The following is a 19,568-nucleotide window of genomic DNA, read 5'->3' on the forward strand; positions in this document are numbered from 1 at the left end:
CTCCTCGGGGATGCGGGCTCAGCCGCGCAGAAGGGCGGGCAGCTTGTTGTCGGCCATGGACAGGGCGGAGCCGATGGCCATGTGCATGTCGAGGTACTGGTACGTGCCCAGGCGTCCGCCGAACAGGGTGCGCGGCTCGGCATCGGCGCGCTCGCGATAGGCGAGCAGGCGCTCGCGGTCGGCGCCGGAGTTGATCGGGTAGTACGGCTCGTCGCCGGAGGCGGCGAAGCGGGAGTACTCGCGCTGGATGACCGTCGCGTCCTTCGGGTAGTCGCGCTCGGGGTGGAAGTGGCGCGGCTCGATGATGCGGGTGTAGGGCACCTCGGCGTCGGCGTAGTTCATCACGGAGGTGCCCTGGAAGTCGCCGACCTCGAGGTGCTCGGTCTCCAGGTCGATCGTGCGCCAGCCGAGCTCGCCGAGCTCGTGGTCGAAGTAGCGGTCCACCGGGCCGGTGTAGACCACCGGCAGGTTCCCGCGCACCGCATCCCGGTTCAGCGGCTGGGAGGTGTCGAAGTAGTCGGTCTCCAGGCGCACCTCGATGTCGGGGTGGTCGGCCATCCGCTCGAGCCACGCGGTGTAGCCCTGGGCGGGCAGGCCCTCGTGGGTGTCGCTGAAGTAGCGGTTGTCGTAGGTGTAGCGCACGGGCAGGCGGGAGATGATCGAGGCGGGCAGGTCCTTGGGGTCGGTCTGCCACTGCTTGCCGGTGTAGTTCTTGATGAACGCCTCGTACAGGGGGCGGCCGATGAGGGAGATGCCCTTCTCGTCGAGGTTCTCCGGATCGGTGCCGGCCAGCTCGCCGGCCTGCTCGGCGATCAGGGCGCGTGCCTCGTCGGGCGTGTAGGCGGCCTGGAAGAACTGGTTGATGGTGCCGAGGTTGATCGGCATCGGGTACACCACGCCTCGGTGCGTCGTGTACACCTTGTGCTGGTAGCCGGTGAAGTCGGTGAAGCGGTTGACGTACTCCCACACCCGCGGGTTCGAGGTGTGGAAGAGATGGGCCCCGTACTTGTGGACCTCGATGCCGGTCTGAGCATCCGCCTCGGAGTAGGCGTTGCCGCCGATGTGGGAGCGGCGGTCGATGATGGTGACCTTCGCGCCGTGCTCGGCGACCGCGCGCTCCGCGATGGTCAGGCCGAACAGGCCGGAGCCGACGATCAGGAGGTCAGGTGTCGACACGGAGTGTCCTTTCGACGGGTGCTGAGGGGCCGCGGGCGGCCGATTCACAGTAAACGGGGCGGGTGAACGGGAGGCGTCCACGAGGTGTCACGGCAGGTGGTGTGTCGACGCTCACCCCTGCGTGCCCTGCTCGACGAAGCGCCGGTAGACCATGCGCCGGGCCCACCCCGGGACCAGCCGGTACACGCCCCGCTCGGCGAGGTTGCGCAGGAAGCCGGTCGGGGTCGTGACCCGGTCGAGCACGAAGCGGCGCTGCAGGCGCAGGTCGCTCGCGAAGAGTCGCAGCCCCCCGCGGCGGGCGAAGAGCTGCTCGTCCACGCGGTAGTCGACCAGGACGTCCGGGAGGTTCGCCATCCTCGCCCCGCCCAGCATCATCCGCTCCCAGAGCCAGTAGTCCTCCAGCAGGGGAAGGTCGCGGTAGCCGCCGACGGCGAGCACCGTGGAGCGGCGCAGCACCATCGTCGGGTGGTGGAAGGGGCTGTGGCGCGGCAGGTACCGGATGATCTCCTCATGGGTCAGCGGCCGGGTGCGCAGCGGTCCCTCTCCGGCGGGGATCCGGTCGCTGAACTCCCGCATCGCCGCGCCGAGGAGGTCGAGCCCGTCGCGGTGCATCCGCGGGATCTGCCGGGCGAAGCGCTCGGGACGGCAGAGGTCGTCGGCGTCGGCCCGGGCGACGAGCTCGTGCGGCGAGGCCTCGAGCCCGTCCTGGAGCGCTGCGGCGACGCCGCGGTGCGCGTCGTGGCGCAGCACGGTCGCCGGGCCGAACTCGCCGCCGCCGACGCGCTCGACGAGCGCGTCCAGGGGCGCGGGCAGGGGTCCGTCGACGGTGAGGATCAGCAGGTCCGGGCGGAGCTGCTGCTCCTCGGTGACCGAGCGGATCGCCTGCTCGACGCGTTCGGGCAGGTCCTTCGCCCACAGCGGCATGAGGACGGAGAAGGGCTCCGCGTCGCGCGCGGCGCCTCCCGGGTCGACGGTCGGTGCGGGATCGGTCACCGGCCGGCCGCCCGCTCGATCGCGCGCACGTCGGCGGCGGCCTCCCCGTCGGCGGAGAGCACGGCGGCGGAGGGACGGGGGCCGCGGCGCAGTGCGGCCAGCAGTCCGCGCAGGCCCACGCCCGCCACATCGCCGCGGTGGCGGGCGAGCACGCCGAGCCAGCCGAGCGCGGTGCGTCCGCCGTGCAGGACCTTCTCCAGCGGGGTGAAGGAGTCTGTGCGCAGCAGCGCCCACAGGCGGTTGCGCACGTCGTAGTAGAAGCGGCTGCCGGGGCTGGTCTGCGCATTGGCGAAGAGCACGGTGCGGTGCTCGACGATCGAGGCGGGGACCTGCAGGCCGCGACCGTGCCGCAGGAGGCGGCCGGTGTGCTCGAAGTCGTCGGACCAGATGAAGTAGTCAGCGTTCGGCAGGCCGAGGCGACGCACGTCCTGCCCGTTCAGCAGGGCGGAGACGTAGCTCGCGGTGCGGATGGGACGGCCGCCGGCGCGGGCGGCGTCGCGCTTCTCGCGGGCGCTCGCGCCGAACCTGGTGCGCTGGGTGTTCATCGGGTGGTCGCGGCCGTCGGTCCACACCGCGCGGGAGCTGAGCACGCTCAGCCGCACCGGGGAGAGGGCGAGCGCCTCGAGGAGTGCGGCGAGCGCTCCGGGCCGCGGCACGGTGTCGTCGTCCATCACCCACACCCAGTCGGCGTCGTGGCGCATCAGGGCCCGGGCGATCCCCGCGGCGAAGCCGCCCGCACCGCCGACGTTGCGGTGGAGGTGGACCACGTCGGCGTCCAGCGGGTGCTCGTCGGCGACCCGGCCGCTGTGGTCGGTGGAGGCGTTGTCGATGACCACGACGGCATCGGGGCGGCGCTCCTGCGCGGCCAGGGCGTCGAGGCACTGGGCGAGCAGCTGCTCGCGGTTGTAGGTGACGACCACCGCCACGACCCGCTCGTGGCGGGCGCCCGGATGGGCGGTGGCGGGTGCGGGGTCGTTCGGGCCGGCCGACGGGCGGGTCCCGCCCTCGGGTGCGGTGCTGCTCACTGCGCCTCCTGCTGGTGGTCTCTGCCGTCTGCGCGGCGCTTCCACAGTGTACGGAGACCGCGCGGGGCCCGGTCGTCCTCCGGGGACGGAGGTGTGAAGGTTCTCGGGAGGTTCCCCGAATCCTCGCCGCCCGCCCCGCGCTCCGCGGGCGGGTCGGGGCCCGCGCCCGCTACCCTGGCGAGCGCCGCAGACCCGGAGCTCCCCACCGCGCGCTCCCCTCGCCCGGATCCGGTCTGCCGCGAACCGCCGGGGCGCAGGGCCCCGGCCGGGAAGGAGACCGCTGTGAGCGATCAGCAGCCGCCCCGCTCCCCGCGCCCGGGCGGGCCACGCCGGCCCAGCGGGCACCGGGCACGCGCCGGAGGCAGCGCCAGGCCGGTGCCGCGTCGCGCCGAGATCCGCCCCGCCGCCCAGGACGTCGGCCCCGCGCCGACGCGCCCGCTGCCTCGTCTCGAGGGCGACCGCGGTGCCCGCGCGCAGGGACCGGGCGGAGAGCCCGGCGTCGTGCGCGCCGAGGCCTGGGGCGAGGAGTCCCGCCCGGCGCCCGGCGGCGACGCGCCCGCCGGTCCCGGCCGCGCGCGGCGCCGACGCTCTCGGGTGCCGCGCCCGGCACGGCTCGGAGCGACCCTGCTGGCGCTGGTGCTGGTGATCGTGCTGGGCTGGGGCGCGGGCCTCGCCCTGTGGGCGAACAGCCGGATCGAGCACGTGGACGCGCTCTCCGGCGCGGCGGACACCCCCGGGACCACCTATCTGATCGCCGGCTCGGACCGGCGCGACGGGGAGGCCGTGGGACCCGACGGCACCGAGGGCGCCCGGACCGACACGATCATGCTGCTGCACAAGGCCCCGGGCGGGCGCAGCTACCTCATCTCCCTGCCCCGCGACACCCTCGTGGACATCCCCGGCTACGGCGGGTACAAGCTCAACGCCGCCTACTCCTTCGGCGGCGCGCCGCTGCTGGTCGAGACCGTGGAGCAGTTCACGGGGATGACGATCGACCACTACGTCGAGATCGGCTTCGACGGCGTCTCGCAGGTCGTGGACGCCGTGGGGCACGTGAACCTGTGCATCGACCAGGACGTGGACGACGAGAAGTCGGGGCTGAAGATGACCGAGGGCTGCCATGACGTCGGCGGCGAGCAGGCGCTCGCCTTCGTGCGCGCCCGCTACTTCGACCCGACCGCGGACATCGGCCGGCAGGCCCGCCAGCAGGAGTTCGTCTCCTCGCTGATGGACCGGGCGACGTCCCCGGCCGTGCTGCTGAACCCGATCGCGCAGGTACGTCTGGCGGGGGCGGGCTCCGGCTCGCTGGTCACGAGCGAGGGCACCGGGATCATGGACGTGGCCCGCATGGCCCTGGTGGCCCGCTCCGCGATGGGCGCCGGTTCGCTGTCGATCCCGATCGAGGATCCCGAGTACCAGACGAACAACTCCGGGGTGGCGATCCTCACCGACGAGGACGACATCGCGGCGTTCTTCTCCTCGGTGGCCGACGGCACGGCGGAGCCGACGGCGGAGGAGGGCTGAGCGCGCCGCCGGCCGGGTCCGCCCGGCCGACGACGCCGGCTCAGCGGAAGAGCATGTCGATGACGATGTTCACCGAGTTCAGCATCGACTGCCCCTTGGAGCGGGAGTAGTCGGTGTAGAGGATGTGCACCGGATGCTCGGCGACGGTGAGATGGTGCCGGCCGATCTCCTCGACGATCTCGGAGGCGTGCGCCATCCGGTTCTGCTCGATCGTGATCCTCTCGCACGCCTCCCGACCCAGCACGCGCAGCCCGTTGTGGGCGTCGGTGAGCTTCACGCCCGAGGTGAGGTTCGTGTACCAGACCGCTGCGCGCAGCACCATCCGCTTGAGCAGCCCGGGCCTGGTGCGGGCGTCGAGGAAACGGGAGCCCAGGACGATGTCCACGCCCTCGGCGTCGCGCTGGGCGATCATCGCGGCGGCGTCGTCGACCCGGTGCTGGCCGTCCGAGTCGAAGGTCACGACCTGTCGCATGTCCGGGTCGCGCAGGGCGTAGTCGATGCCGGTCTTCAGTGCCGCGCCCTGGCCCATGTTGAAGGGGTGTCGCACCACGACGGCGCCGGCCTCGGCCGCGATCCGCGCCGAGTCGTCGACGCTGCCGTCGTCCACGCAGACCACGAGCGGGTAGCGGGTGCGCAGCTCGCGCAGGACGTCGCCGACGACCTCGCCCTCGTTGAACAGCGGCACCACGAACCAGGTGGAGTCGGCGCCGGGGGACGCGGGGGCGTCACCCTCGTGCGGCGCGGGCTCGGTCGTGCTCACGGGCTCTCCTCCAGGGGTGCCGTAGGTGGGGGTGTCGCCGTCGCGGCGGCGGCGCGGGGCCGGGTCCCGGACGGCCGATGACGATACCCTGTCACGGTGGACCGCCCCTGGTGGTCATCGACGCGCATGCGGTGCCCGCGAGGTGCCTCACGAGGAGGAGATGTGAAGACTGCTGTAGTCGCCCTGGGGAAGATCGGGCTCCCGCTCGCGGTGCAGTTCGCCGACGCCGGCCACGAGGTGGTCGGCGTGGACGTCGACGCCCGCCAGGTCGAGCTGATCAACCAGGCGACCGAGCCGTTCCCGGGCGAGGCGCACCTGCAGGAGAAGCTCTCCGAGCTCGTGCCTGCCGGGCGCCTGCGCGCCACCACCGACTACGCCGAGGCGATCCCCGGGGCGGACGCGATCGTGATCGTCGTGCCGCTGTTCGTGGACGATGCGACGTGGGAGCCGGACTTCGGGTGGATGGACGCCGCGACCCGCTCCCTGGCCGAGCACCTCACCCCCGGCACCCTCGTCTCCTACGAGACGACCCTGCCGGTGGGGACGCTGCGCACCCGCTTCGTGCCGATGATCGAGGAGATCTCCGGGCTGAAGGAGTCCAGCGACTTCTTCGCGGTCTTCTCCCCCGAGCGGGTGCTCACCGGGCGCGTGTTCGAGGACCTGCGGAAGTACCCCAAGCTCATCGGGGCGCTGACCGCGGAGGGCACGGCGAGGGCGCGGGAGTTCTACGAGTCCGCGCTGACCTTCGACGAGCGGGAGGACCTGGCCCGCCCCAACGGCGTGTGGGACCTCGGCTCCCCCGAGGCCTCGGAGCTCGCGAAGCTGGCCGAGACGACCTATCGCGACGTGAACATCGCGCTCGCCAACGAGTTCGCGCTGTTCGCGCAGGACCACGGTATCGACGTGTACAAGGTGATCGAGGCGTCGAACTCCCAGCCCTACTCGCACATCCACCAGCCCGGCATCGCCGTGGGCGGGCACTGCATCCCCGTCTACCCGCGCCTGTACCTCTCGGGAGACCCGGACGCGACCACGGTGCGCACCGCCCGCCAGCTGAACGCCTCCGTGCCCGCCCATCTCGTGGAGCGGGCCGCGGGCCTGCTCGGCTCCCTGCAGGGGCTGAAGGCCGTGGTGCTCGGCGCCTCCTATCGCACCGGTGTGAAGGAGACCGCGTTCTCCGGCGTGTTCCCGGTGGTCGAGGCGCTGCGCGCGCACGGCGCCGAGGTCGCGGTCCACGACACCTACTACGACGACGAGGAGCTCGCCGGCTTCGGCTGGGCGCCGTACACGATCGGGGACGCGGCGGACCTCGTGATCGTCCAGACCAACCACCCCGAGTACCGGGAGCTGACCGCCGCGGACGTGCCCGGCGTGAAGCTGATCGTGGACGGCCGCAACATCACCGCCGCCGAGAACTGGACCGGCACCCCGCGCCTCGTCCTCGGCGACGGCTCCGCCTCCACCCACCGGCAGGCCGAGGAGGCCTGAGCCGATGGACGGCCTCGACCAGCTGATCAGCCTCGGCCCCGCGCTGGGGGTGGGCAGCCGCACCTTCATCATCCAGCTCGTGCTCGTGCTGGGCATCGTGGTGATCGTCGGCTGGCTGTTCATGAAGCGCGGCGCGAAGCAGCTGGCCGTGCGCCGCCTGCTGGTCATCGCCTTCGCGCTGTTCGCGGTGCTCACCGTGCTCTTCCCGAGCATGCTGTCGCGGGTCGCGAACCTCGTGGGCGTGGGGCGCGGCGCGGACCTGCTGCTGTACGCGACCGTGCTGGTGCTGCTGGGCTTCCTCGCCCTGCAGGAGGCGCGGACCAAGGCGGCGGAGAAGCGGACCACCCATCTCGCGAGGCGGCTCGCGCTGGACGAGGCGGAGCAGCCCGGCAGCTATCGCGAGCGGGCGCTGCGGGACGGATGACCGGCCTCCTCGCCCTGCTGCTGACCCTCGTGGTCGTCCTCGCGGCGGCGTACCTGCCCGGGTACGCCGCCGCGCGGATGCTGCGCGCCTCCCCGCTGCTCGCGCTCGCCCTGGCTCCCGCCGTCGGCGCGGCCATCGCCGGGGTGAGCGCGCTGGCCGCGCCGATGGTCTCCCTGCGCTGGTCGCTGCTGCCCTTCGCGATCGGCGCGGCCGCGACGCTCGCCGCCGCCGCGGGGATGCGGCGCCTCGGCGCAGTGCTCCCGCCGACGGTGCTGGACGGCCCGCTCGCACCGCGCGGCGCGCTGCGCCTGCTGCCGGTGTGGCTGACGGGCGCGGTGGCCGTGGCGGTCGTGCCGATCGCCTGGCAGGCGGGGCGCGCGGACGCCGTCCTCGAGCGCTGGGACACGCTGTACCACCTCTCGGCGCTGGCCCGGATCCGCGAGACGGGCAACGCCTCGAGCCTCGCGGTCGGCTCGGTCTCCAACAGCGCCGGGGATCCCACCGCCTATCCGGCGGGCTTCCACGCCCTCGCCTCGCTCGTGCCGGGGGTCGAGATCCCGGTCATGCTCAACGGCGCGGTGCTCGCGCTGGCGCTCGTGCCGTGGCTGCTCGGGGTCGCGCTCCTGGCCCGTGCCGTGTTCCCGCGCATCGGCTGGGCGCCGGGCGCCGCGGCGCTCGCGGCGGCGCTGGTCCCGGCCGCGCCGCTGGACGAGTGGATCCATCTCTCGGCGATCCCGAACGCGACGGGCGCTGCCGCGGTCCCGGGGGTGCTCGCCGCCGCGGTCGCCCTGTGGGGTGCGCTGCTGCCGCGCCTGGGCGGGCGCACGGACCTGCCCGGCGCCGCCGACGCCCCGACGGCGCCGGCGGGTGCCGAGGAGGCCGCCCCGCCCGCCGCCGAGGAGGGCGTGGCCGGCCCCGGTCCGGTGCGCACCTCCCTCGCACCGCTGGCGGCGCTCGCCGTCGCGGGCCTCGGCCTCACCCTGCTGCACCCCAACACGGCGTTCACCATGCTGCTGCTGCTGACGGCCCTGACCGCGGTGACCGTCGCGCCGAGCCTGCGCGAGCGCCCCCTGCTGGGCGTCGTGCCGCTGGTGCTGCTGGCCCCGTACCTGGTGATGACCTACACGCCGCTGGGCGGGCATGTGACCGCCTTCGAGGGCGGTCTGCAGGTCTCGCCGCTGACGGCGCTCGGGGAGATCGTGCTGGGACTGCACACGGTGTGGCCGATGGCCTTCGGCGTCGTCCTCGCCGTCCTGTGGTGGCCCGGGCTCGTCCGCGCCGGCGCACGCCCGTCCTCGCGCTGGCTGGTGGGAGCCTTCGTGGTCGTCGCGGTGCTGTACTACGACGCCGCGATCGACTCCACGGCGAACCTCTCCGCCCTGTACTACCGCGGCCAGGACCGCATCGCGATGACCCTCGCGATGCTGTGCGCGGTGCTGGTGGTGCCGGGGCTGCAGCTGCTCGGCGAGGCGCTGCGCGCACGGCGGGCCGGAAGCGGGATCGGCAGGCCGCTCACGGCCGGGCTCGTCCTCCTCGCCCTCCTCGCGGCGGGCAGCACGGTGCCGACGCGACTGGACGACGCCGCGAAGAACCTCGTCGCCGACTATCCGGGACGGGGACGCTTCCTGCAGGCCGACGAGCGGGCGCTGTTCGAGGAGCATGCGCCGCAGATGGACCCCGACGGCGTGATCCTCGCGAGCCCCTACTCGGGGGCGGCGCACATGTACGCCCTGTACGGCCTGTCCGTGCGGCTGCCCGTGCTGGGCATGTCCTACTCCGAGGAGGACCGCGACCTGCTGTACGCGACGGAGGACGCCGGCACCGACCCGGCCGCCTGCGCGCTGCTGCGCGATGCCGGCATCCGGTACGTCTACCAGGAGTGGCGCCCGTACCAGTTCCACAAGACCTCCGACTCGGTGAACCTGGCCGACCAGGGCCTGGGCACCGAGCTGTTCCGCACCAGCCACTCCCGCATGATCGAGGTGACCTGCGATGCCTCCTGAGGGCGCGGAGGCGACCCGCACGGGCCCCGACGCGGACGACGTCCCGTCCCCGGCCCCGCCGGCGGCCACGCCGTCGACCGCGCCACCGGCACCGCGGCGGCGCGAGTACGCGCCGATCCTCGACGTGATCCGCATCGCCGCGATCATCGCGGTGGTCGCCGTCCACGTGATCGCCGATCACGTGAGCTCCGACTCACCGCTCGCGGTGCTGCTGCTCCGGGCGCTGCTCGCGGTCGCCGTGCCCGCATTCGTCATGATCTCCGGGGCGCTGAACCTCGACCCCGCGGCGATGCGGGACGGCACCGGTGCGTTCCTCGGGCGGCGCCTGCGCCGGCTCGTGCCGGCGACGATCGTGTGGACGGCCGTGTACGTGCTGCTGTCGATGCAGATCGCACCGGAGCCGCTGAGCGGCGAGGACATCGCCAAGGGCCTGCTGGAGGCCTCGACCTTCCCGCACCTGTACTTCCTGCCGCTGATCATCGGGCTGACCGTGATCACCCCGCCGCTGGTCGACCATCTCGCCGTCGACCCGCGACGGGCCTGGGGCGTGGGGGCGGTCGCCGCGGTGTGGGGCGTCGCCGTGGTCGCCGTCGGCCCGCTGACCGCGGGGCTCATGGCCGAGCCGGTGACGCCGCTGCAGCTCGGCGCGCTCACCTTCTTCCTGCCCTATGCGGGCTACTACGTGCTCGGCCGCGCGGCCTGGGCCGCGGCCCCCGGGCGGCGGGGCGTGAGGGTCGCCCTGGCCGTGGTCGGCGCGCTGATGACGGCGGCGACGGTGCTCGCCTATGCGGCGCCGTGGACCGAGCAGCCGCCGGGCGCGGCGCTGCTGCCGACCTACGTGGCGCCGACGGTGGTGGGCATGTCCCTGTGCTGGGTGATCCTGCTGCTGGCCGTCGGCCGCTCCTGGCGCGTGGGCGAGCGCGCGCAGCGCTGGCTGCGCGAGCTCGGCAATGCGACCTTCGGGGTGTTCCTGCTGCACTTCGTGGTGCTGCTCCTGCTGCGCGAGACCGGACTGCCGCAGGACTCGGCGGGCGGCCTGCTGCTGCTCGCCGTGATCGTGGCCGTCGCGTCCTTCGCGCTGGTGCTGCTGGGCCGGCGCGTGCCGGTGGTGCGCGAGATCCTCTGAGGCACGCCCAGGCCCGGGAGGACCGGGCCTGGGCGCGTCGTGCCCGGAAGGGGCGGTCTCAGCGGGAGGCGGGCAGCGCTCGCAGGACGGCGTCCGCGGCCTGGGCGGCGCAGCCCGCGAGGGAGGCGTGGGCGAGGGTCCACTCCCGCAGGTGCTCGACCCCGGGCCGGTCCCTCCCCGCGAGGGCGCGGCGCATCGCCTCGGCGACCTCGCCGGCGTCGTGGCCGCAGGCCCAGCCCAGGGCGTTGTCGCGGATGCGGTCGTGCGCGGCGCCCTCCCCCGCATGGATCACGGGGGTGCCGCAGGCGGTGGCGGCGTAGATCTTCGTCGGCAGCGCGAACTCGTAGCCCTGGCCGGGGGTGATGGAGGACAGGCCCGCCACGGCGCCGCGCAGCTGCGCGGCGACCTGCGCGGGCGGGATCTTGTCGCGGAACTCGATGCCCTCGATCCCCTCGCGCCGCACACGGGCCTCGAGCTCGTCGCGGCCCGATCCCTCGGAGAAGAACAGCAGCCGCGCCGCGGGATGCTCGGCACGCACCCGGGCGAAGGCGTCGACGAACACGCCCGCGCCCTGCCACTCGGAGACGGTGCCGGCGTACACGAAGCACGGCCCCTGCTCCCCGGCGTCCTCCCCCGCCGGGGTGAACGTGTCGGTGTCGATGCCGTTGCCGACCATGACCAGGCTGTCGCGCGCCCCGATGAGCTCCTCGAGCCGGTGCTGCACCCCGGGCGAGATGGTCAGCACGCGCGCGGCGCGCCGCCACACCGTCCGCTCGGCCCATCGCACGGCGCCGCGCACGAGGGTCGGCACGCCCTCGACGCTGTCGGTCGCATCGGACCACACGTCGGCCGCGTAGAAGGTGTACGGGACGCGACGGATCGCGGCGGCGACCATCCCGACCAGCCCCGTCGTCGGCGGCGGCTCCAGCACGAGCGCGTCCATGGGCCGCTGCCGCAGCAGGCGCAGCGCGAGCGGGAGATCGAAGCTGAGATAGGAGACGTAGCCGCGCACCTGGCCCCGTGCATCGCGCTTCACCGGCCAGCGGGAGACCCGCCGTCCCCCGACCTCGCTGCTCCGCCGTGCCCCGGGAGCGCGGGTGGTCAGCACGGTCACCTCGGCGCCGGCGCGCTCGAGGGCGTCGACCAGCGCCTCCTGCCGGAACGCGGCGGCGACGGGCTCGGGCGAGTAGACCCGGGTCGCGACCACGACGTGCGGGCGCCGCGCGCTCCCGCGCCGCGGGGCGGTGCGCGGGCCGGCCATCAGGCGCGCTCCCGCAGCGCGTCGACGCTGCGCAGGGAGGCGCTGCCGTCGCCGTAGTGGGCAGGCCGCTCGGCGGACGGGCGGGGGCGGGTCACGGCGGCGGCGAGCTCGGCGGGGTCGGTGACCAGGCGGTTCCAGTCGCCGCCGAGGGTCTCGACCCATTCGGTCTCGGTGCGGACCGTCGAGCACGGTGTGCCCAGGAGATACGCTTCCTTCTGCAGGCCGCCGGAGTCGGTGACCACCGCGCTCGCATGCTGGACGGCGTTCACGAGGTCCGGATAGGCGACGGGCTCGCCGACGTGGACGGCGCCGCCCTCGAGCCGGATCCCGGCGGCCTCGGCCTTCGCGGCCAGGCGCGGGTGGGCGAACAGGGCCAGGGGCAGGTCCAGCCCCTGCAGCGCCTCGACGATCGCGGCGAGGCGCGCGGGGTCGTCGGTGTTGTCCGCGCGGTGGATGGTCGCGACGGCGTAGTCGGCGGCGGGGTCGATGCCCGCCGGCAGGGCGACGGGCCGGTCCGCGACGGACTCGGCCACGCGCAGGCACACGTCGGTCATGACGTCGCCGGTGACGAGCGTGCGCTCGGCCAGGCCCTCGGCGGCCAGGTGCTCGCGCGCCACCTCGGTGGGGGCGAGGAGCAGGTCTGCGGCGTGGTCGGTGAGGACCCGGTTGTGCTCCTCGGGCATGCGGCGGTTGAAGGAGCGCAGCCCGGCCTCGAGATGCGCGACCCTCAGGTGCATCTTCACGGCGGCCAGGGTGCCGGCGAGGGTGGAGTTGGTGTCGCCGTAGACCAGCGTCCAGTCGGGCCGGTGCTCCTCGAGCACCTCGTCCATGCCGGCGAGCATCGCGCCCGTCTGGCGCCCGTGGGTGCCCGAGCCGACGGAGAGGTTCACGTCAGGGGCGGGGATGCGCAGATCGGCGAAGAACACATCGCTCATCGCGGCGTCGTAGTGCTGCCCGGTGTGGACGATGACGTGCTCGACGTCCTCGCGCCGCGCGGCGGCGTCGGCGATCGCGGCGAGCTTCACGAACTGCGGGCGCGCGCCCACCACGGACAGGATCTTCACGAAGGGGACTCCTCCTCGGCGCGTGCCCGCCCCTCGGCCGCGAGGACCGTCGTGGCGCACGTGGGGGCCGGGATCTCGCAGGTACAGTGATCGTGCTCCACCTTAGCTGTCGGCCGACCGCACCAGGACCCACGCGACACGGCCCGTCCCGCCGGCGCCGCGCCGGCACCGGTCGGTCAGGAACGGATGATGCATGACGTCTCACCAGGGCACGCAGGATCCTCGCGTCGCCGTCCTCGTCTACAACGACTGCGCGAACGACTCCCGCGTGCTCAAGGAGTCCGCCACCCTGGGCGCCGCGGGATACATCACGCGGATCGTGGCGGTCGAGCGCCGTGAGAAGGGCTTCATGGCCGGGCGCGAGGCGCTCGCCGCGCACCTCGACCTCGAGCGCGTCCCCGAGTTCGCGATCGAGCGGATCGTGCCCGCCCTCGCCCCGGTGTGGCGCAACCTGATCCGCCAGGGCGAGGTCGCGGACGCCGCCGCCGTGCCGCCCGCGCGGCCGGCGCCGCCGTCGCCGCTCAGCGCCGCCGGTCTGAAGATCAGGGCCCTGCGCGCACTGCGCAACGTCGGCGAGCGGGCGTATCGCACGATCGCGCTGGGCACCTACTGGGTCAACGCCACCCGCTCCGCGCTGCGCTTCTCCCCGGACGTCGTCCACGCCAACGACGGCAACACGCTCGTGCCGGCGATGGCGGTGCGCGCGCTCTCGCGGCGCCGGGTGGGGATCGTGTACGACTCCCACGAGCTGTGGCGCCACCGCAACATCCGCCAGGACCGGCTGCTCGCCCCGCTGGTCGAACGACTCTCCGAGACCCTCGGCGTGCGGCAGGCCGACGCCGTGATCACGGTGTCGCCGTCGATCGCCCGCTGGCTGCAGGAGACGTACTCCCTGGCCGAGGCGCCGTCGCTGGTGCGCAACGTCCCCGCCGACGGCGAGCTGCCGGACCCCTCCACCGGGGTGCTGCGCGAGCGCGCCGGCCTCTCGCCGGAGCACAAGGTCATCGCCTACGGAGGCCGGATCACCACCTCCCGCGGCATCGAGGAGACCATCGCCGCGCTCCCCCACCTGCCCCGGTCGGTGCACTTCGTGCTGCTCGGCTACGGCGAGCCCGATGCCCTCGCCGGGGTGCGTGCGGAGGCGGAGGCGCACGGCGTCGCCGATCGCGTTCACCTGGTGGGCGCGGTCGCGCCCGACGAGGTCTCCCGCGCCCTGGCCGACGGGGACGTCGCCGTCGTGCACGTGCGGCCCGTGTGCCTCTCCTATCGCTTCGCCCTGCCCAACAAGCTGTTCGAGTCGATCCGCGCGGGCCTGCCGATCGCGGCGGCGGACCTGCCGGACATGCGCGAGGTCGTCGAGCAGCTCGGCGTGGGCGAGGTGTTCCGCGGCACGAGCGCCGAGGACCTCGCCGCCGCGCTGACCGCGATCCTCGAGGATCCCGAGCCGTATCGCGAGCGGGCCCGCCGGGCCGCCCCGATGCTGACCTGGGAGCTGGAGGCCGCGAGGATGCTCGAGCTGTACGGGCGGGTCCTCGAGGGCCGCGACCGGGCCGGGGCGGAGGGCGCCTGATGCGCGTCACGGCCGTCACCACCTGGTTCCCCACCGAGCTCGCGCCCTCGCGCGGCTCCTTCGTGGTCCGCGATCTGCACGCGATCGCCCACCACGCCGAGGTCTCGCTGATCCACCTGGTGCCGCCGGCCGACGACGACGGCACGCGCCGGCTCGTCCACGAGGGCATCGACGTGCTGCGGATCCCGATGGATCCCCGGCGCCCCGACCAGGTGCTCGCGGCCGCGCGCACGCTGCGCAGGGCGCTGCGCGGCGCGGACCTCGTGCACTCGATGGCCTTCTCCTCGCTGCTGCCGCTCGCGCTGCGCCGCCCGACGGTGCCGTGGCTGCACACCGAGCACTGGTCGGCGCTGACCACGCCGTCCACCCTCCCCGCCGTCGCGCGCGCCGGCATGCCGGCGCTCACCCGTCTGCTCGCCCTGCCGGACCGCGTCACCGCGGTGTGCGAGTTCCTGGCCCGCCCGATCCGGGAGATCCGCGGCGAACGCGCCACCGCCGTGGTGCCGTGCATCGTCGAGCCCGGGCAGGTCGCACAGCGGAGGGACCGCTCCGACGGCGCGCTGCGCCTGGTCTCCACGGGCGGGCTGATCCCGCGCAAGGATCCGCTGCTGGCGGTCGAGGTGCTCGCCCGCCTGGTCTCCCAGGGAGTCGACGCGCACCTGGAGTGGCTGGGCGAGGGCCCCCTGCGCGGGGCCGTGGAGGAGCTCGCGCGCGAGCGCGGGGTCGAGGGGCGGCTCGCGCTGCCCGGCAGCCGCTCCTCCGCGGAGGTGCGCGAGGCGCTCGGCCGCGCGGACCTGTTCTTCGGCCCGACCCGGGCGGACAACTTCTTCGTCTCCGCGGCGGAGGCGATCGTCGCGGGCCGCCCGGTGGTGCTCGGCGCGACCGGCGGTCAGGGCGAGTACGTCGAGCCCGAGGTCGGCGATCTCGTCCCGCAGCAGGACGCGGAGGCGTACGCCGAGGCGATCCTCTCCGTGGACGCCCGCACCCGCTCGCTCGAGGCGCGCTCGATCGCGGACACCATCGGCGACCGATTCTCGTCGCGGTCCGTCGGCGCCGGCTACGCCGCCCAGTACGAGCAGCTCCTCCCCCGCCCGGCGGGCGGGGAGGCGACCGCCGCAGAGCGCCCCGTCGAGGTGATCATCGCCTGCCACACGCCCGAGCGGCCCGTGGGGCGGGCCGTCGCCTCCGTCCTGGACGGCAATGCGGAGCACGCCTGCGTCGCAGTGGTCTGCCACAACATCGCCGCCGAGGAGATCGCCGAGGCGCTGCGCCCCGGGGACCGCTCCCGGGTGCGGCTGCTCGAGCACCACGACGAGCACCGCAGCGCCTCCGGACCGTTCAACGCGGGCATCGCCTCGAGCGGGGCGGAGCACGTCTCGATCATGGGATCGGACGACACCCTCGCCCCGGGCGCCGTCGCCTCCTGGCTCGAGGTCGCCCGGCGCACCGGGGCCGAGTTCGTGATCCCCCGCCTCGCCCTGGGCGAGGCCGGGCGCGGCGTCCCCACCCCGGTGGTGCGGATGCACCGCGCGGGTCTGGTGGACCTCGTCGCCGACCGGCTCGCCTACCGCTCGGCGCCGCTGGGGCTGATGCGCCGCGCGATGCTCGAGCGCACGGGCGCCTCCCTCGTCGAGGGGGCGACCGTCGGCGGCGACGTCGCCATGGTCACGCAGCTGATGGCGACCGTTCCCACCGCCTACGACCGCAGCGGACCGCCGTACGTGATCGGCGAGGACGCCGGGGACCGCGTCACCTACGTGGTGCGCCCGATCGCCGAGCAGCTCGGCTTCGTGCCCCCGTGGCTCGAGGCGGCGTGGTTCACGGCGCTGCCGGCCCGGGCCCGCGCGGCGGTCGGCACGAAGATCCTGCGCATCCACGTGTTCGGCGCCGTGTTCTACCGCCCCGCCGAGGAGATCTGGACCGCCTCGGAGCGGGAGGACCTCGCCCGGCTCACGGCGCTCGTGCTCGAGGCCGCACCCGGCGCAGAGCACCCCCTCTCCCGGGCGGACCGGCGCCTCGCGGACGCGTGCCTGGACCCGGAGGTCCCCGCCCGCGAGCTGATCGCCGCGGCCCGTGCCCGGCGCCGCCACGGCCGCCCGGCGACTCTCGTCCCCCGCGACCTGGCGTGGGTGCTGCACCGGGAGGCGCCGCTGCGGTTCATGGCGGCCTCGCTCGCCGTCAAGCACCTGCCCCGCTGGGCGCAGCGCGCCTAGCTGCGGGCGGCGAGGGCCGAGACGGCCTCGTCCCAGGCGGTGATCTGCACCTCGGCGGAGAGCTCGTGCGCGGCGGCGTCCGCGGCCCGTTTGAAGGCGTCGACGCGCTCGGCGTCCAGCTCCTCGAGCACGGTGCGCAGGGAGTCCGCGTCGGCGCCTGCGGTGACCAGGCCGATGCCGTGCTCGCGCACGAGCTCGGCCATGTCCGGGGAGGGGCCGACGATCACACCGGTGCGCGCCTGGACGGCCTCGAAGAGCTTGTTGGGCAGGCTGTGCTCGAGGTTGAAGGTGGTGGCGGGGAACATGACCACCGACATGTCGTAGTCCGCGACGGTCTCCACCAGCTGTGCGTAGGGCACCGGGTCGCGGAAGGTCACCGCGGGCACGGACGCGGCCCTTTCCTGCAGCTGCTCGATGTAGCCGGGCTCGCTGGGCACCAGCATGAAGTCCAGGGTGATCCCCTCGGGGCCCTCGCGCAGCGCGTCGATCATCGCCTCGAGCCGGCGGTTGGCCCGCGCCACGCCGGTGTGCAGCAGCCGGATCGGGGAGGCGGTGGGGCGGGGCGAGCGGTCCTCGTGGGCGGCGGCGTTGGTGACGATCCGCATCGGCACCCCGAACTGACGCTCGTACTCCGCGGCGAGTCCCGGGGAGACCGTGGTCGCGGAGTCCACGCGCGGCAGGCAGGTGCGGCAGATCCATCGCTGGTACGGGGCGATGAACCAGCGCCAGGTCCGCACGTGCTCCTTCTCGCGCGGGGCGTACTCGTGCAGGTCCGCGTGGATCCCGCGGCGCGGGGCGAGCCACAGCGCGAGCGGGAGGGTGTTGACGTCGTTGGCGAGGACGACGTCCATCGCGCCCCGCTGCCCGGCGAGCGCCTCCCGGGCGGCGCGCACGGCGCTCATGTCCCAGTAGGCGCGGCGGTAGCGGCCGGTCAGCAGGTGCTTCTTGCTGCTGGGCCAGGCGCGGGTGTCCCCGGGCAGCTCGAGATGGCGCACGTCCGGGTGCGGGGACGGGCCGAAGCCCACGGTCGTCACCTCGTACCGGGGCGCGAACAGTTCGATCTGGCGCTGCACGCGGGGGTCGCGCACGAGCTCCGAGAACGACAGGATCATCAGGGAGGTCATCGCTGTCCCCCGCCGGTCAGCCCTGCGAGCGCCGCCTGCTCGGCGAAGGCGGGCACCGCGGCGACGACCTCGTCGAAGGTGCCCGCGGCGACCACGGCGCCCTCGCCCATGTAGAAGACGATGTCGGAGTGCTGGATGGTGGCCAGGCGGTGGGCGATGGTGATCGTCGTGACCTCCTCGCCGAGGCCGCGGATCGCCTCGGTCACCGCCGCCTCGGTCTTCGTGTCCAGGGCGCTGGTCGCCTCGTCCATCACCAGCACGGACGGCTCGGCGTACAGGCCGCGGGCGATGCCCATGCGCTGGCGCTGCCCGCCCGAGAGCGTCATGCCGCGCTCCCCCAGCCGGCCGTGCAGCCCCTCGGGGCGCGCCTCGATCACCTCGAGCATCTGCGCCCGGTCCAGGGCGGTGCGCGCCCGCTCCTCGTCCACCTCGTCCGGGTTCCAGGTCAGCGCCACGTTCTCACCCACGGAGACGTCGAACAGGGAGACCTCCTGCGGGACGTAGCCGACGGAGGAGCGCCACTGGCGCAGCACCGTGGTCATGTCGACGTCGTCGATGAGGATCCGCCCGGAGCTCGGGGTCAGCAGGCCCAGCAGCAGGTCCACGAGGGTGGACTTCCCGGCGCCGGAGCTGCCCACGAAGGCGACCGAGGAACCGGCCGGGATGCGCAGGGAGACGCCGTCGACGGCGGGCTCCTCGCGTCCGGGATAGGTGAAGGAGACGTCGTCCAGGACGATGTCGTGCAGACCCGGCGCGAGGGTCCCGGTGTCGGGCGCCTCCTTGCGCTCGACGGCGCCGCGTGCGAACTCGATGTCGTCGATGATGTAGTCCGCGAAGGCGGCGTTGGTGAGGATGCGGTTCTGCGTGGCCTGGAAGCGGGTCAGCGAGGGCACGAGCCGGAACCCGGCCACGGCGAACAGCGCCACCGAGGTCATCGCCGAGGAGGGGCCGTCGCCGGAGGCCATGCCGCTGAGATAGCCGGCGCCGCCCACGACCACGAAGCCGCCGACGAGCCCCGCGTCGAGCACGAAGCGCGGCATCTGGTTGTAGTACTGGGCGAAGGCGCGGGTGCGGGCCGCGGCGGAGCGCCGCCCGGCGACGATCTGCGCGACCTGCTGCTCGTTGCCCTTCAGCGTGAGCTCCTTGAGCGCCGCGAGGACCTCCCCCAGCAGGCGCACGACGGCGATCGAGTTGTCGCGGTTGACCGCGCCGTTCTCGACGGCCAGGGGGCTGACCACGCGCGAGAGGAGCAGGGCGATCAGGCCCAGATAGGCGAAGGTCGCGATGGCGGTCTTCCAGTCCATGATCAGCAGGCCGATGCCGATCACGGAGATGGTCGCGAACTCCGCGACCACCGTCATCGACGGCATCAGCACGTTGGCGACCACGGCGGCGACGCCGGAGTCGACCATGCGGATGATCTCCTGCGTGGACTTCGAGGTGCGGTCCACCCACGAGGCGGACATGTAGGAGCGGAACAGGGTCTGCCCGATCGTGACCTCGTGCTGGGCGAAACGCTGGGTGGCGATGCGGATCGTCAGCAGGTTCAGGAAGCTCTTGACGATGATGAGCACGACGAACACGCCGACCAGCACCATCATCTCCTCGAAGGTGCGCAGCTGCCACCCGACGATAGGGATCGTCACCGGGCTGCCGGGGTTCGTCAGGCCGGGGACGACCACGGCGATCGCGCCCAGGGCGACGACGTCGAGCAGGGCGAGCACGCTCATCACCGCCCCGAAGGTCATCAGGAACCGTCGGGAGCTCCTGGGCAGCACGGACAGCGTGCGGCCCACGATCCTGATCGTCTGCTTCAC

At 73.8% G+C, this 19,568-nt stretch carries 15 protein-coding genes; 7 read left to right on the plus strand and 8 right to left on the minus strand.

Annotation, left to right across the window (positions count from 1 at the left end):
• Nucleotides 1-18 precede the first annotated feature (18 nt).
• From glf to D1648_RS11800, 3 genes are all read right to left on the minus strand, one after another.
• Nucleotides 19-1,176, minus strand: coding sequence for a UDP-galactopyranose mutase (gene glf / locus D1648_RS11790; RefSeq protein WP_122942068.1), 1,158 nt, complete (start codon nt 1,174-1,176; stop codon nt 19-21).
• Nucleotides 1,177-1,287: 111 nt separating this feature from the next.
• Nucleotides 1,288-2,169 (minus strand): glycosyltransferase, encoded by an 882-nt coding sequence (locus tag D1648_RS11795; RefSeq protein WP_241155476.1) that lies wholly within the window; start codon nt 2,167-2,169, stop codon nt 1,288-1,290.
• A complete protein-coding gene (locus D1648_RS11800) occupies nt 2,166-3,194 on the minus strand; it encodes a glycosyltransferase (RefSeq protein ID WP_122942071.1) in 1,029 nt (342 codons plus the stop codon). The genes D1648_RS11795 and D1648_RS11800 overlap by 4 nt, the downstream gene beginning before the upstream one ends.
• Before the next feature lie 282 nt (nt 3,195-3,476).
• Here D1648_RS11800 and D1648_RS18440 point away from each other — a divergent pair, with 282 nt between their 5' ends.
• Nucleotides 3,477-4,718: an LCP family protein gene (locus tag D1648_RS18440; protein WP_305038011.1), complete on the plus strand. Its 1,242-nt coding sequence runs from the start codon at nt 3,477-3,479 to the stop codon at nt 4,716-4,718.
• 40 nt (nt 4,719-4,758) lie between these two features.
• Here the strand turns inward: D1648_RS18440 and D1648_RS11810 are convergent, their stop codons facing one another.
• Entirely contained in the window at nt 4,759-5,478 is a 720-nt protein-coding gene (locus D1648_RS11810) for a glycosyltransferase family 2 protein (RefSeq protein ID WP_122942073.1), read from the minus strand.
• 162 nt (nt 5,479-5,640) lie between these two features.
• Here D1648_RS11810 and D1648_RS11815 point away from each other — a divergent pair, with 162 nt between their 5' ends.
• From D1648_RS11815 to D1648_RS11830, 4 genes are read left to right on the plus strand one after another with little or no spacing between them, the layout of a single operon-like run.
• The gene (locus D1648_RS11815; protein WP_122942075.1) at nt 5,641-6,966 is read left to right on the plus strand and encodes a nucleotide sugar dehydrogenase; all 1,326 of its coding nucleotides are present in this window, start codon (nt 5,641-5,643) and stop codon (nt 6,964-6,966) included.
• Between the two features lie 4 nt (nt 6,967-6,970).
• Nucleotides 6,971-7,390, plus strand: coding sequence for a DUF2304 domain-containing protein (locus D1648_RS11820; RefSeq protein ID WP_122942077.1), 420 nt, complete (start codon nt 6,971-6,973; stop codon nt 7,388-7,390).
• The gene (locus D1648_RS11825; protein WP_122942079.1) at nt 7,387-9,393 is read left to right on the plus strand and encodes a DUF6541 family protein; all 2,007 of its coding nucleotides are present in this window, start codon (nt 7,387-7,389) and stop codon (nt 9,391-9,393) included. Before D1648_RS11820 ends, D1648_RS11825 begins: the two co-directional genes overlap by 4 nt.
• Nucleotides 9,383-10,519, plus strand: coding sequence for an acyltransferase (locus D1648_RS11830; RefSeq protein WP_122942081.1), 1,137 nt, complete (start codon nt 9,383-9,385; stop codon nt 10,517-10,519). The genes D1648_RS11825 and D1648_RS11830 overlap by 11 nt, the downstream gene beginning before the upstream one ends.
• A 58-nt stretch (nt 10,520-10,577) precedes the next feature.
• Here D1648_RS11830 and D1648_RS11835 read toward each other — a convergent pair whose 3' ends face one another.
• Nucleotides 10,578-11,780, minus strand: a complete 1,203-nt coding sequence (locus D1648_RS11835; RefSeq protein WP_122942083.1) for a glycosyltransferase family 4 protein — start codon at nt 11,778-11,780, stop codon at nt 10,578-10,580.
• Nucleotides 11,780-12,844, minus strand: coding sequence for a non-hydrolyzing UDP-N-acetylglucosamine 2-epimerase (gene wecB / locus D1648_RS11840; protein ID WP_122942085.1), 1,065 nt, complete (start codon nt 12,842-12,844; stop codon nt 11,780-11,782). Before wecB ends, D1648_RS11835 begins: the two co-directional genes overlap by 1 nt.
• A gap of 193 nt (nt 12,845-13,037) precedes the next feature.
• On the opposite strand from wecB, the gene D1648_RS11845 reads away from it, so the two are divergent.
• Together D1648_RS11845 and D1648_RS18035 are read left to right on the plus strand one after the other, a co-directional pair.
• The gene (locus D1648_RS11845; protein ID WP_122942087.1) at nt 13,038-14,414 is read left to right on the plus strand and encodes a glycosyltransferase; all 1,377 of its coding nucleotides are present in this window, start codon (nt 13,038-13,040) and stop codon (nt 14,412-14,414) included.
• Nucleotides 14,414-16,627, plus strand: a complete 2,214-nt coding sequence (locus D1648_RS18035) for a glycosyltransferase (protein WP_206424806.1) — start codon at nt 14,414-14,416, stop codon at nt 16,625-16,627. Before D1648_RS11845 ends, D1648_RS18035 begins: the two co-directional genes overlap by 1 nt.
• Here D1648_RS18035 and D1648_RS11855 read toward each other — a convergent pair.
• Together D1648_RS11855 and D1648_RS11860 are read right to left on the minus strand one after the other, a co-directional pair.
• Complete coding sequence (locus D1648_RS11855) at nt 16,624-17,751, minus strand: glycosyltransferase (RefSeq protein ID WP_122942089.1); 1,128 nt, start codon at nt 17,749-17,751, stop codon at nt 16,624-16,626. The two genes, D1648_RS18035 and D1648_RS11855, sit on opposite strands and share 4 nt — an antisense overlap.
• Entirely contained in the window at nt 17,748-19,568 is a 1,821-nt protein-coding gene (locus D1648_RS11860; protein WP_122942092.1) for an ABC transporter ATP-binding protein, read from the minus strand. The genes D1648_RS11855 and D1648_RS11860 overlap by 4 nt, the downstream gene beginning before the upstream one ends.

The organism is Brachybacterium sp. EE-P12, assembly GCF_003711805.1.
Classification (GTDB): Bacteria; Actinomycetota; Actinomycetes; order Actinomycetales; family Dermabacteraceae; genus Brachybacterium.